This is a genomic window from Mycobacterium sp. (assembly GCF_046095365.1).
Classification (GTDB): Bacteria; Actinomycetota; Actinomycetes; order Mycobacteriales; family Mycobacteriaceae; genus Mycobacterium.
In genome coordinates this window covers 1-12,736 of the sequence record NZ_JBJTJF010000218.1, presented here as the reverse complement: position 1 = coordinate 12,736, position 12,736 = coordinate 1, and the positions used below count along the sequence as shown (strand labels likewise).

Annotated in this window: 15 protein-coding genes; 10 read left to right on the top strand and 5 right to left on the bottom strand. The window is 68.0% G+C overall.

Annotated elements, in window-relative coordinates:
• On the top strand, positions 1-748 hold a 748-nt coding region (locus ACKOQ4_RS17130; protein ID WP_526293786.1), incomplete at its 5' end, for a hypothetical protein.
• A 10-nt stretch (positions 749-758) separates the two neighbouring features.
• Positions 759-1,913 (top strand): cystathionine gamma-synthase, encoded by a 1,155-nt coding sequence (locus ACKOQ4_RS17125; protein ID WP_526293785.1) that lies wholly within the window; start codon positions 759-761, stop codon positions 1,911-1,913.
• A gap of 3 nt (positions 1,914-1,916) precedes the next feature.
• Here the strand turns inward: ACKOQ4_RS17125 and ACKOQ4_RS17120 are convergent, their stop codons facing one another.
• From ACKOQ4_RS17120 to ACKOQ4_RS17110, 3 genes are all read right to left on the bottom strand, one after another.
• Positions 1,917-2,576, bottom strand: a complete 660-nt coding sequence (locus ACKOQ4_RS17120; RefSeq protein WP_526293784.1) for a GPP34 family phosphoprotein — start codon at positions 2,574-2,576, stop codon at positions 1,917-1,919.
• 10 nt (positions 2,577-2,586) lie between these two features.
• Positions 2,587-3,081 carry a transcription elongation factor GreA gene (greA, locus tag ACKOQ4_RS17115; RefSeq protein ID WP_526293788.1) on the bottom strand — a complete coding sequence of 165 codons (495 nt, stop codon included), beginning with the start codon at positions 3,079-3,081 and terminating at the stop codon, positions 2,587-2,589.
• A gap of 182 nt (positions 3,082-3,263) precedes the next feature.
• A complete protein-coding gene (locus ACKOQ4_RS17110; RefSeq protein ID WP_526293783.1) occupies positions 3,264-3,704 on the bottom strand; it encodes a DUF4307 domain-containing protein in 441 nt (146 codons plus the stop codon).
• 70 nt (positions 3,705-3,774) lie between these two features.
• Here ACKOQ4_RS17110 and mca point away from each other — a divergent pair, with 70 nt between their 5' ends.
• Genes mca through ACKOQ4_RS17090 form a run of 4 tightly spaced genes read left to right on the top strand, consistent with a single transcriptional unit; the run spans position 3,775 to position 7,252 of the window.
• Complete coding sequence (mca, locus tag ACKOQ4_RS17105; protein WP_526293782.1) at positions 3,775-4,647, top strand: mycothiol conjugate amidase Mca; 873 nt, start codon at positions 3,775-3,777, stop codon at positions 4,645-4,647.
• Positions 4,644-4,889 carry a hypothetical protein gene (locus ACKOQ4_RS17100; RefSeq protein ID WP_526293781.1) on the top strand — a complete coding sequence of 82 codons (246 nt, stop codon included), beginning with the start codon at positions 4,644-4,646 and terminating at the stop codon, positions 4,887-4,889. The genes mca and ACKOQ4_RS17100 overlap by 4 nt, the downstream gene beginning before the upstream one ends.
• Entirely contained in the window at positions 4,873-6,870 is a 1,998-nt protein-coding gene (locus ACKOQ4_RS17095) for a thioredoxin domain-containing protein (RefSeq protein ID WP_526293780.1), read from the top strand. Before ACKOQ4_RS17100 ends, ACKOQ4_RS17095 begins: the two co-directional genes overlap by 17 nt.
• Positions 6,871-6,880: 10 nt before the next feature.
• Positions 6,881-7,252: a nuclear transport factor 2 family protein gene (locus tag ACKOQ4_RS17090; RefSeq protein WP_526293779.1), complete on the top strand. Its 372-nt coding sequence runs from the start codon at positions 6,881-6,883 to the stop codon at positions 7,250-7,252.
• Between the two features lie 12 nt (positions 7,253-7,264).
• Here ACKOQ4_RS17090 and trhA read toward each other — a convergent pair whose 3' ends face one another.
• Positions 7,265-8,011, bottom strand: coding sequence for a PAQR family membrane homeostasis protein TrhA (gene trhA, locus ACKOQ4_RS17085; RefSeq protein WP_526293778.1), 747 nt, complete (start codon positions 8,009-8,011; stop codon positions 7,265-7,267).
• A 62-nt stretch (positions 8,012-8,073) separates the two neighbouring features.
• Between trhA and ACKOQ4_RS17080 the strand changes: the two genes are divergently transcribed.
• A complete protein-coding gene (locus tag ACKOQ4_RS17080; RefSeq protein ID WP_526293787.1) occupies positions 8,074-8,871 on the top strand; it encodes a (2Z,6E)-farnesyl diphosphate synthase in 798 nt (265 codons plus the stop codon).
• Positions 8,872-9,188: 317 nt separating this feature from the next.
• Here ACKOQ4_RS17080 and ACKOQ4_RS17075 read toward each other — a convergent pair whose 3' ends face one another.
• Positions 9,189-10,847: a nitrilase-related carbon-nitrogen hydrolase gene (locus tag ACKOQ4_RS17075; protein ID WP_526293777.1), complete on the bottom strand. Its 1,659-nt coding sequence runs from the start codon at positions 10,845-10,847 to the stop codon at positions 9,189-9,191.
• 183 nt (positions 10,848-11,030) lie between these two features.
• Here ACKOQ4_RS17075 and ACKOQ4_RS17070 point away from each other — a divergent pair, with 183 nt between their 5' ends.
• The 3 genes from ACKOQ4_RS17070 to ACKOQ4_RS17060 form a co-directional block, all read left to right on the top strand.
• Positions 11,031-12,032 carry a zeta toxin family protein gene (locus ACKOQ4_RS17070; protein ID WP_526293776.1) on the top strand — a complete coding sequence of 334 codons (1,002 nt, stop codon included), beginning with the start codon at positions 11,031-11,033 and terminating at the stop codon, positions 12,030-12,032.
• Between the two features lie 63 nt (positions 12,033-12,095).
• The gene (locus ACKOQ4_RS17065; protein WP_526293775.1) at positions 12,096-12,317 is read left to right on the top strand and encodes a hypothetical protein; all 222 of its coding nucleotides are present in this window, start codon (positions 12,096-12,098) and stop codon (positions 12,315-12,317) included.
• Positions 12,318-12,412: 95 nt separating this feature from the next.
• Positions 12,413-12,736 (top strand): MFS transporter (locus tag ACKOQ4_RS17060; RefSeq protein ID WP_526293774.1); only part of this gene is annotated, 324 nt, incomplete at its 3' end.

Here is a 12,736-nt window from a genome sequence, read left to right as displayed (position 1 = left end):
CTTCCCGCCGCCGGGTGCCTACCCGCCGCCGCCGCCCCCGCCGGGGCACCGTCTCAGCGTCGGAGACGCGCTGAGCTGGTCGTGGCAGAAGTTCGCCAGGAACGCCGTCCCGCTGCTGGTGGCCGCGCTGATCATCAACGTGGTCATCCTGTTGCTCACGGTCGGCTTCGCCGTTGTGCTGGAAGCGGTTTCACCGGAGACCCTCACCGCGATCAACACCGCCAGCGGCGTCGTGGAGACGTCCACCGCCAGCCTGACCAACGCCGGTGTCGCGGTTGCGATCCTCGGATACGGCATCGGACTGCTTTTCGTCGGTGCGGCGCTGAGCGCCTACATCGGGGGCGTTCTGGACATCGCCGACGGCCGGCCGGTGACGGTGGGTTCTTTCCTGCGGCCCCGCAACGTCTCGCCCATGATGGCCGCGACGCTGGCAGTCGGCATGCTCGCCGGGATCGGACTGCTGCTGTGCATCGTGCCGGGCGTGCTTGTGATGATCTTCACGCTGCTCTATCCGGTTGCGATCGTGGACCGCAACCTCTCCGCGATCGCCGGCATCCGCGCCGCCGTCGACCTCGCCAGGCGCAACTTCGGTGCGGTGTTCCTGGCCTGGCTGATCAGCACGCTGATCATGGCGATCGGCGGTTTCTGCCTGGTCCTGACCGTGCTGGCCTGGCCGCTGACCTATCTGTTCATGGTCTTCTGCTACCGCAGGCTCACCGGCGGGCCGGTGGCCCCGGTGAACGCCTAGATCCACGGCGATGACCGACACCCCGCGCCCGCTCGGCTTCGCCACCACCGCGATCCACGCCGGCTACCGCCCCGACCCCGCTACCGGGGCGGTCAACACCCCGATCTACGCCAGCAGCACCTTCGCCCAGGACGGCGTGGGCGGACTGCGCGGCGGATTCGAATACGCCCGCACCGGCAACCCCACCCGCGAGGCGCTGGAACGCGTCCTGGCCGCGGTGGAGGCGGGCAGGTTCGGCCGCGCGTTCTCCTCCGGAATGGCGGCCAGTGACTGCGCCCTGCGCGCGGTGCTTCGTCCCGGCGATCACATCGTCATCCCCGACGACGCCTACGGTGGGACGTTCCGGCTGATCGACAAGGTGTTCCGGGAGTGGGGCGTCGAGCACACCGCGGTGCATCTGGCCGACATCGACGCCGTCCGGGCGGCCGTCACCGGCCGCACCCGGATGGTCTGGATCGAGACGCCGACCAACCCGCTGCTGTCGATCGCCGACATCGCCGCGATCTCCGAGATCGGCCACGCAGCGGGTCTGATCGTGTTGGTGGACAACACGTTCGCCTCGCCGGCTCTGCAGCAGCCGTTGACCCTTGGCGCCGACATCGTGCTGCACTCCACGACGAAGTACATCGGCGGTCACTCCGACGTCGTGGGCGGGGCACTGGTGACGAACAGCGAGGAGCTCGACGCCGGTTTCGCCTTCCTGCAGAACGGCGCCGGGGCGGTGCCCGGGCCGTTCGACGCCTACCTGGCCATGCGCGGCCTGAAGACCCTCGAGCTGCGGATGCACCGCCACAGCGACAACGCGGCCCTGGTCGCCGCGTTCCTGGCCGGGCATCCGGCGGTGAGCCGGGTGCTCTACCCCGGGCTGCCCGACCATCCCGGCCATGCGGTGGCGGCCCGGCAGATGCGGGCCTTCGGCGGCATGGTGTCGGTCCGGATGGCGGGTGGTTTGCCGGCGGCACGGGAATTCTGTTCCCGCACAGAGATATTCATCCTCGCCGAGTCGCTCGGCGGCGTCGAGTCGCTGATCGAGCTGCCCGGGGCGATGACCCACGCCTCGACGGCAGGCTCCCAGCTCGAGGTGCCCGACGACCTGGTGCGGCTGTCCGTCGGCATCGAGGACCCCGCCGACCTGCTCGCCGATCTGCGCCAGGCCCTGGGGTAGCCGTCAGCCCAGCACCGGAAGGACCGCCCTGGCGGTCAGTTCGAGGTTGACCTGGGCGGTGTCGGAACCGTCCACCCAGTCCCCGCCGGAGATCTCGCCGGCCCGGTTGGCGACCGTGTCGATCCCGGCCTGGTTGAGGCTGAGCACCGCGCCGAGGCCGTCGACGGCAAGCAGCAGACTGATTACCGCGGCGACGACCGGCGTCGGCCGCCGGTTCTCGAACAGCGCGCCCAGGATCTCCGCCCGCGCGACCGCGACCCGGCCCCGGTTTTTGACCGGCCAACGGTAGTGGTTGCGCCGCAACCGGTGCTCGGTCAGCGAGACCTGGTGGATCTGTCCGGTGCGCAGCAACTGGTCGAGGACCTCGTCCTCGGCGTACCTGCGGATCCGGTCGACGGCCGCCGCCGGACTCAGCGGCTGCTGCTGCAGGATCGCCAGGGTGGGCCGCACCGCCGGGTCGAGCGGCACCGGGCCGGCCAGCGCGATCAGCCGGCCTGCGGGGACCGGGTCATCGGGCAGGCCCGGACGGACCCGGCAGTCCAGGGCGAGGTCGAGGATCAGAGCGCCGGCCAGCGCGCGCCCGAGTCGCGAGCGGTCCAGATGGGGCTGCGCGTCGGGGTTGTCCAGGAGCTGCAGCAGCAGGTCTTCGGCGATGCGCGCCATGACGGCCGGGTCAGGAGTGGTAGGGCTCTGCGCTGACCAGGGTGACGTTGACGGTGCTGCCGCTGGGCACGGTGTAGGTGCGGGTCTCGCCCACCTTGGCGTTGAGCAGCGCGGCGCCCAGCGGGGAGTTCGGCGAGTACACCTCCAGCTTGCCGTCGCTGACGATCTCCTGGCGGGTGGCGATCAGGAACGTCTCGGTGTCGGACTTGTCGCCGTCGTAGTAGACCTTCACCACCGACCCGGGCAGCGCGACACCGGACTGCTTGGGCGCCTCGCCGACCTTGGCGGTGTTGAGCAGCTCCTGGAGCTGGCGGATGCGGGCCTCCTCCTGGCCCTGCTGCTCGCGGGCGGCGTGGTAGCCGCCGTTCTCCCGCAGGTCGCCCTCCTCACGCCGGTCGTTGATCTCGGCGGCGATGACCGGACGGTTCGCGATCAGCTGGTCGAGTTCGGACTTGAGCCGGTCAAAGGACTCCTGCGTCAGCCAGACCACCTGGTTGTCGGTCATCGTCATCGTGCTCCTCAATCGTGTGTCCGCGGGCGGCGCCTCCGGGAGGTGCGGTCGCCCCGCGTGCGTCGGCACCCCCGGCAGCGAGTCGACCCGCCAATGAAGCAATACACGGCTCCCAGAAGGAACCGTGTATTCACCGTCAGCATAGCACCGGGCAGGGCGACGCCGGTGCTGGTCAGCTAAGGCGCGGTCAGGTAGGGCGGCACGACGGTGCCGCACCCGTAGACGTCGCCGACGGCCGGGCGCCGGTAGGACTTGACCGTGGTGGTGATCTGAATCGTGCGCTCGGCGGCGGGGCCGACCAGGACCTCGCGCCGGCCGGTCTCGGCACCGTCGTACGCCCGGGCCCGGACTATGCACGTCACCGGCGTGGCCGGATCCTTTCGGGTCACGCTGATCGTGACCTCCACGGTCTGGTCGTCGAGGACCTCGAAGGCGGCCGTCTTGCCCTCGACCGCGACGCCCTCGAAGCGCTGATAGGCCACCACGGCGATGGCCAGCGTCGCCAGGACCGTCAGCGCTGCCAGACCCCGGACCACCCAACGCCGGGCGTCCGACGGTATCGGCTCCGATCCGTACCGCGACGGCGGCCGGGCCGGCTCGGCCGGCACATCGCTCATGGCTGCAGTGTGCCTGCCGGCGGCAGGCTCTGTTGCGGGCACCCCCACCGCGGATGGGACTATTGCCTCCGTGACCGAACGGCGGTTGATGGCGATACACGCCCACCCGGACGACGAGGCCAGCAAGGGTGCTGCCACCTGCGCGCGCTACGTCGACGAGGGACACCGTGTCATGGTTGTCACCCTGACCGGCGGCGAACGCGGGGACATCCTCAACCCGGCGATGGACCTGCCCGAGGTGCACGGCCGCATCGCCGACGTCCGCCGCGACGAGATGGCCCGGGCCGCGGAGATCCTCGGCGTCGAGCACCGCTGGCTCGGCTTCGTCGACTCCGGCCTGCCGGAGGGCGACCCGCCGCCGCCGCTCCCGGAGGGCTGCTTCGCCCTGGTGCCGATCGAGGAGCCGGTCGGCAGGCTGGTGCGGCTGATCCGCGAGTTCCGTCCGCACGTCATAACCACCTACGACGAGAACGGCGGCTACCCGCACCCCGATCACATTCGCTGCCACCAGGTTTCGGTCGCCGCGTTCGAAGCCGCGGCCGACCCGGCGGCGCATCCGGACGCCGGGCGTGCCTGGGAGGTCAGCAAGCTCTACTACATTCACGGATTCCTGCGCCGGCGGATGCAGATGTTGCAGGACGAATTCGCCAAGAACGGGCAGGAGGGCCCTTTCGCGCACTGGCTGGAGAACTGGGATCCCGACCACGACGCGTTGGCCAACCGGGTGACGACCCGGGTGCATTGCGCGCCCTATTTCAGCCAGCGCGACGAAGCGCTCAAGGCGCACGCGACCCAGATCGACCCCGGCGGGTTCTTCTTCGCCACCCCGTTAGAGTGGCAGCAGCGGCTCTGGCCCACCGAGGAGTTCGAACTGGCCCGTTCCCGGGTGCCGGCCGTCCTGCCGGAAGACGACCTATTCGCCGGAATCGAGATCTACGAATGAGCGACCTGCTGATCACCCTGCTGGCCGAGGGGCCGGCCAACACCGGCCCGGACTTCGGCAAGGCCAGCCCGGTCGGGCTGCTGGTGGTCGTGCTGCTGCTGATCGGACTGGTGCTGCTGGCGTTGTCGATGAACCGCCACCTCAAGCGGTTGCCGCAGAGTTTCGACAGCACCGCCGAGCAACCCGCCGAAGTCGGCGAACCGATCCCGGATCCGAAGCGCAGAGGTGAGTCCGGCGGGTAACGAACTGTCCCTGGCGACCAGCCCCTACCTGCGCCAGCACGCCGACAACCCGGTGCACTGGAAGCAGTGGAGCGCCGAATCGCTGGCCGAGGCGACCCGCCGGGACGTGCCGATCCTGTTGTCGATCGGCTATGCCGCCTGCCACTGGTGCCATGTGATGGCACACGAGTCCTTCGAGGACGGCACCGTCGCGGACGCGATGAACGAGTTCGTGTGCATCAAGGTCGACCGGGAGGAGCGGCCCGACCTCGATGCGGTGTACATGAACGCCACGGTGGCCCTGACCGGTCAGGGCGGCTGGCCGATGACGTGCTTCCTCACCCCTGACGGGCGGCCGTTCTTCTGCGGCACCTACTACCCGAAACCGCAGTTCCTGCAACTGCTCGCGGCCGTCGGCGAGACGTGGCGCGAGCGCCGCGACGAGGTCGAGCAGGCCAGCGACCGCATCGCCGGGCAACTGCGCCGGATGGCCTCGGGGCTGCCCGCCGGGGGGCCGGAGGTGTCAGCCGACCTGTGCGACCACGCCGTGACCGCGTTGCTGGGCGAGGAGGACACCACCCGGGGCGGCTTCGGCGGCGCGCCGAAGTTCCCGCCGTCGGCACTGCTGGAGGGGCTGCTGCGCAGTCATGAACGCACGGGTTCCCCGGTGCCGTTGGGCACCGTGCGCCGTACCTGCACCGCGATGGCGCGCGGTGGGATATACGACCAACTGGCCGGTGGCTTCGCGCGCTACAGCGTCGACGCCGAGTGGGTGGTGCCGCACTTCGAGAAGATGCTCTACGACAACGCCCTGCTGCTACGGGCCTACGCGCACTGGGCCCGTCGCACCGGTGACCCGCTTGCCCGGCGGGTCGCCGCCGAGACCGCGGCGTTCCTGCTCCGCGACCTCGCCGACGGTCCGGTGTTCACCTCGTCGCTGGACGCCGATGCCGCCGGGGTGGAGGGCTCGACGTATGTCTGGACGCCCGCCCAGTTGCGCGATGTGCTCGGCGAGGATGACGGCGGCTGGGCCGCAGAGGTTTTCGGCGTCACCGGCGCCGGCACCTTCGAGCACGGCAGTTCGGTGCTGCAGTTGCCGTCGGATCCCGGCGACTGGCACCGCTTCGAACGGGTGCGGGCGGCTCTGCTGACAGAGCGGGCGGCCCGCCCGCAGCCGTGCCGTGACGACAAGGTCGTCACCGCGTGGAACGGACTGGCGGTCACCGCACTGGCCGAAGCCAGTGTGGCGCTGGATGATCCGAGTCTGTTGGATGCGGCGCTACGGTGCGCGCGAGCCGTCGTCGACAGCCATCTGGTGGGCGGGCGGCTGCGCCGGGCCAGTCTCGGCGGACTGGTCGGGGACACCGCAGCGGTCCTGGAGGACTACGGCATGCTGGCCACCGGGCTGTTGGCGGTGTACCAGCTGACCGCCGACCAGCGCCGGCTCGACGACGCCACCGGGCTCATCGACACGGCGTTGCGGCACTTCGCCGACCCCGACCGTCCCGGTCGCTGGTTCGACACCGCCGACGACGCCGAGGTGCTGATGGTGCGCCCCGCCGACCCCATCGACGGGGCGACCCCGTCGGGGGCCTCGTCGATCGCCGAGGCGCTGCTGACCGCGGCCCACCTCGTCGACGCCGGCCGCGCGGGAAGGTACGCCGAGGCCGCCGCCGAGACGCTGCTGGCCCATTCGCCGGTGCTGGAGCGCGCCCCCCGTTCGGCGGGCCACTGGCTCGCCGTCGCGGAGGCGGCGGTGCGCGGGCCGCTGCAGGTCGCGGTCGCCACCGCCGGCCCGGACTCCGGACTGCTGGCCGAGGCCCGCCGGATCGCCCCCGGCGGCACGATCGTCGTCGGCGGCGCGGTGGACTCGGCGCCGCTGCTGGCCGGCCGGGACCGGATAGGCGGCGCCGACGCCGCCTACGTCTGCCGCGGGAGGGTGTGCGACCTGCCCGTCACCGGTGCCGCGGAACTGGCCGAGGCGCTCGGGGTGCGCGGGTAGCCTCGGCGCCATGCTCAGCGCCGAACACATCGCCGCCACCGTTCACCGCTACCTGGATCTCGTCGCCGGCGGCACCGCCGAGGAGATCGCCGGGCTGTTCGCCGACGACGCCACCGTGGAGGACCCGGTCGGCGGCGAGGTGCACATCGGCCGCCGGGCGATCCGCGGGTTCTTCTCGAACATCGAGAGCCTGCCGCGCGAGACGCAGTTGCACGCGCTGCGGGTGGCCGGGCACGAGGCGGCGTTCATGTTCGCCATCACCGTCGGCGCCGGCGAGGGCCGGATGCGCATCGAACCGATCGACGTCATGGTGTTCAACGGCGACGGCAAGGTCGCCGCGATGAAGGCCTACTGGTCGCCTGCGGACGTCACCCGGGTTTAGCGCCCGCCGGAGCTACCAGAAGACCGCGAACCACATCGCGACGTAGTGACAGATTGCCGCCACCGCCGTGCAGGCGTGGAAGAACTCGTGGTGGCCGAACGTCGTCGGCCACGGGTTGGGCCACTTCAGTGCGTAGAGCACGCCGCCGATGCTGTAGAGCACGCCGCCCACGATGAGCAGCACCAGAGCGGCCACCCCGGCGCCGTGCATGATCGGGCCCATGAACCACACGGCAACCCAACCCAGCAGCAGGTAGAGCGGCACCCCGAGCCAGCGCGGCGCGGACGGCCAGCACATCTTGAGCAGCACGCCGGCCAGTGCCCCGCCCCACACGATCCAGAACAGCACCCACCCGTCGTGCTCGGGCAGGGCCAGCAGCGCGAAGGGCGTGTAGCTGCCCGCGATGAACACGAAGATCATCGAGTGGTCCAGCCGCTTCATCCACTTGTGCGCGGTGGGCGATTTCCAGTTCACCCGGTGATAGGTGCCGCTGACGGCGAACATCGCCACGATCGTCAGCGTGTAGATCAGGGTGGCGAGTCCGGCCCGGGTGCCCTGCAGCGCCCACGACACCGCCACCAGGGTCGCACCCGCGATGGCGGCGACGACCGCGGCGTAGACGTGGATCCAGCCGCGCGCCCTGGGTTTGCCCAGGAACTGGCTGACCCCGTCGACGACGGCTTCGGGGAAGTCCTCGGCCTCGCCGTTGTCGACCGCTCCGCGCTGGCGCGGATCGCTCACCTCGGCACCAGTGGTCATGCTTACCTCCCGGACGTCAGAGCGCCCCTGTCCCCTCGGTCGTCACAGTAGTCTTGATGGTCGTGGAGATCATCCCGCCGCGCCTCAAGGAACCGGCCTACCGGGTCTACGAGATGCGGTTGCGGCAGGAGGTCGCCCGGTCCAAATCCGCACTTCCGCGGCATATCGCCGTGCTGTGCGACGGTAACCGGCGCTGGGCGCGTGACGCCGGCTACAGTGACGTGAGTTACGGCTACCGGATGGGTGCGGCCAAGATCGCAGAGATGCTGCGCTGGTGTGCGGCGGCGGGTATCGAGATGGCGACGGTCTACCTGCTCTCGACGGAGAACCTGCAGCGCGACCCCGACGAGCTGGCGGCGCTGATCGAGATCATCACCGACGTCGTCGAGGAGATCTGCGCCCCGGTCAACCGCTGGAGCGTGCGCACGGTGGGCGACCTCGAGCTGCTCGGCGAGGAGCCGGCGCGCAGGGTGCGTGACGCCGTCGACACCGCCACGTCCTCGGCGCCGACGGGCTCGTTTCACGTCAACGTCGCCGTCGGCTACGGCGGACGCCGGGAGATCGTGGACGCCGTGCGGTCGCTGCTGGGCAAGCAGGTGGCCGACGGGGCGACCCCGGAGCAGATGATCGAGGCGGTGACGATCGAGGGCATCTCGGAGAATCTCTACACTTCCGGCCAACCCGATCCCGACCTGGTGATCCGCACCTCGGGGGAGCAGCGGCTGAGCGGTTTCCTGTTGTGGCAGAGCGCGTATTCGGAGATGTGGTTCACCGAGGCACACTGGCCGGACTTCCGCCGGGTCGACTTCCTGCGCGCGCTGCGCGACTACAGCCGACGGCACCGCCGCTATGGGGCCTGACCCGCCCCCAATCTGCTTCCGGATAGGTGTCCTGCAAGCGCACCTCAACCGCGTTCAGGGCTCGTGGCGAGATGTACACCCCGTTGCCCTGGGTGACAGTCCTGATGCGCTCGGTCGCCAGCAACTCGTCGGCTGCGGCGGAGAGCTGAGTCATGCTTGGCGACGACGCGCGCTCGCGGACTCGAATGCCGCCGTGACGAACACCAAGGCCGAGGAGATCAGCTCGGCGACTCAGCAGGGTACCAATCCTTGGTAACGGGGGCCGGCATCGGCAGCAACCTCCGGGCCCGCCGCTGCCGCCGGTAACGCGTGCCGGGCTACCGGACGGGAGCCACGTCCTGGTCCACCACCTGCGCCGAGTCGGCCGGCGCGCGCTTACCCCTACGCCACAGCATGAACTGCCAGATGTAGCGCGCGATGGTGGCGAGGACAACGAGCACCCCCAGCCAGATTCCGCCGAGCACCGTGAAGGGTGCGTCCCGGGTGCCGAGATGCACGTCGGCGACGAGGACGGCCTTCTTGCCGTTACTCTCCTTCACGTCACTCAGGGCCATGACCTTGCCGTTGGCGTCGGTGATGGTCGCGTCGAAGCCCGCCTCTCCCTTGACCAGTGGCACGCGGTTCTCCACGGACCGGAACACCACCGACTGCCAGCGGATGCTGGAGATGCTGCTCCAGTCCCACGACGGGTTGGCGATGATCTGGGCGCCGCCCAGGGTGACCAGTCGGGGCGACCCGTTCGGGAAGTCGTGGTCGAAGCAGACGATGACGCCCAGTTGCCCGAAGCGCGCCGCGAACGTGGGGTAGATCTGCGGGGTTGTACCGCCCCAGGCTCCCTCCCCGGCGGCCAGGACCGGGTGCACCTTGTACGTGACCCCCAGCACCTGCCCGTCCGGGCCGAAGGTCGCAGACATGTTCGGTGCGGCAGGGTCCGGCCACGCCACCGGTTCGTCCGCGATGAAGCCCGTGACGATCGTCGCGTTTGTACGGTCCGCCAGCTCGGCCACCCAACGCCCCTGCGGTCCGCGCGGATCGTAGCTAAGCGCCTCCTCGGGCCAGACCACCAGCTCCGCACCCCGCCCCACCGCCTCCAGCGTCATGGCGGTGAACTCTTCGCGCTGCCCTGCCCTGCGCTGCTCCTCTTCCTCATTCGCTGCCGGGGTCTTGGAGAAAGCGGTCGGGGACAGGAACTCGAGGCTGGGTTGGATCGCCGACACCCTGACCGTCGGGGACTGCGCGAGCCGACTGTTGAGGCTGGAGTAGATGAGCACACTGACGATCACCCAGACGGCCGTGGCAGTAACTCCGACGAGGACCGACCATTTCAGAGTGCGCGCCGGCACGGGGACACTGGTCAGTTGTGGCCACTTCCGGTCGATCCAGGCCAGGAACAGCAATGCGACGGTTGCGTTGATCATCAGCGCGAGGAACGTCAATGCGGGGGTGCTGACGATGCTGACGGTCTGGATGAGCGGGGTGGCGCCGGCGAAGCGGTAGGCCAGCCATCCGTTGCTGCCGGCCCATAGATTCTCCTGGGTTAGTGTGTCGAGGGCCACCCACCACAGCGGGACCTGCACGATGAACCAGCGGTAACGCGTGCGCTCCGAGAACTTCCGGTCGAAGATCGCGATGACGGCGTAGATCGCACCGAAGAGCAGAGATACGACGTATGTCAGCGACTCCTGCCTGGGCAGCAGGTCCCACGCCGTAACCCAGATTGGGAACCAGTACGTGGACGCTGCAAGGAACATGGGCAGTGCCGACAAGCGGCGCGGCAGCACCCGGTATTGCGCGATGTACATCGGGACGAAGGCCACCAGTAGTAACGGGTACAACCCGCCCTGGTCCGGGAAGGACACCCAGATGAGCACACAACTCAACAGGGACAGTGCCAGACCCCCGACGATTCGACCGACACCCGACGCCGTTGGGGTGGCCGCACTCTCCGTCTCGGTCGCGACCTGGGTCTCGGTCATGTCGGCCTCCCGCGGCAATCGGCCCACTATGTGGCGATAGAGCACCCAGTGCGGCCGCGACCCCGTTGTCCGGTGTTCGGCGCATGCCGTTTCGAGCCACTTGATCATGAATAGGCGGCGGTTTCAAACCCTCGGGACTTCACGCTCTTGCGCAAACGAAAGGCTGGTTGAAATCTTGGAGTCATGGGGACCAATCGCAAGATTGCTCGTGCTGCTGCATGGTGCGCAGCGATCTTCTTGATCCTCTCCTTCGGCGTGCTTGGCTGGAATCACCGACCGATATCGCCCGAATTGTCTCGTCACGGGCAGTCCATCATGATCGACGGTGTCACATCGCTGTTCGGCGTCAAAGACACTGGCGCAAAAAACAACGACGGCAAACCTGTTTATGACTTCACCGAGCGCGCCGACTACGTCGACCGTGTGCTGATGAAATGGTTTGAAAACGGAACTTCCACCGCGACGCTCTATAAGAACAATGGCAAGTGGAATCCGGTTCGTCGGCAACAGCAATTAGAGCTGATGGAAGAAATCTGGAATGAGTCAGCCTCCAACGTCCCTAATAACGGAAAAAGCATAATTTCCGGCGGTCTGGGCGGAGCCGGCAAAAGCTACACTCTTGAAAATATCGTCAAGGTCGATCCGTCAGAGTATTTCACGATCAACCCTGACTTGATCAAAGAGAAAATGGCCGAGAAAGACATGATCCCGAATCTCGATCCGAAGCTGACTCCGATGGAATTATCGCCGCTGGCCCATACGGAAGCCAGCGAAATGGCATACGAACTTGCTATCCGCGCCTACCGCGAAAAAAAGAACGTCGTCTGGGACATCACCATGAGCAGTAAGGCAAGTGTGGCTAATGGCCGTGTGAAGTTAATGCGCGCAGCCGGCTACCGCGAAATCAACGCCGTCTTTGTCGACGTCACCGTCGAGAAAAGCATCAGGCAGGCGCGCACTCGATGGTCAAACGGACTGATCGCCTTCGCGCAGGGTGTGGGTTACGGCGGCCGGTTCCTGCCCAGCGGAGCCGCCGGTGAGAACCTTCCCACACCAGGAGCGCCGTGGCGCAGCAAAAACCGCGAAGTCTTCGAGGCGGTCAAGACTTTGTTCGACGGCTATAAGGTTTATGACAACGAAATTGATGACCAGTCCACGCTGGTGGAATCAAAAGGCGACTGGTAGGGAGTAGGCGCGGCCATGGCGAAATCAGCCCGGGACGTTCTGCATTCGTTCATGTTTGGGAACATGACATTCGAGGAGGTTGTCGCTGAATTCACGGCGATGCCCATGACGCTGCCCCGCCACCTCACCACGAAGAACCGCACCTGGGGTGAATACTGCCGTGACGCCGAGGAAGGCGACGAAACCGATGTGCCCACCGCCATCAATGCGGCGCACTTCGCCCGCGCACTGACTGACGCGCAGGCTGAACTGCTGCTAGCGATTTACGAAAAAAAAGTTCTCTAAACACGCTCGGATCGTTTCGGGCACAGGGCCCGGAGCCCCCACCCGGGGCATACTGTAGCCGTGCTCACCGGGGCCGAGTCCGTCGCCGTCTTGGCATGTGCCGGCGATGCCCCGTGGCAGGACGACGTCCGACAATGACCGTTGGGCGTGCGACACCAGCGTGGCCATCGCCGCTCCGGATCCTGCGGGATTTCCTCAGCGCTAACCTGTTCTTCAGTCTCTGCCTGATGATGCTGTTGCTCGGCGTCTCGTGGACGATGACGTCGCTGACCGACAGCCCGGTGCTCATCAGCCTGGTGCAGACGATGCTGAGCCTGCCGTTCCTGCTCTTCGCCATCCCGGCCGGTGTCGCGACCGATCGGTTCGGGCACCGCGTCGTGCTGCTCGCTTCACAGTTTTGGTTGCTCGCCGTGCTGACC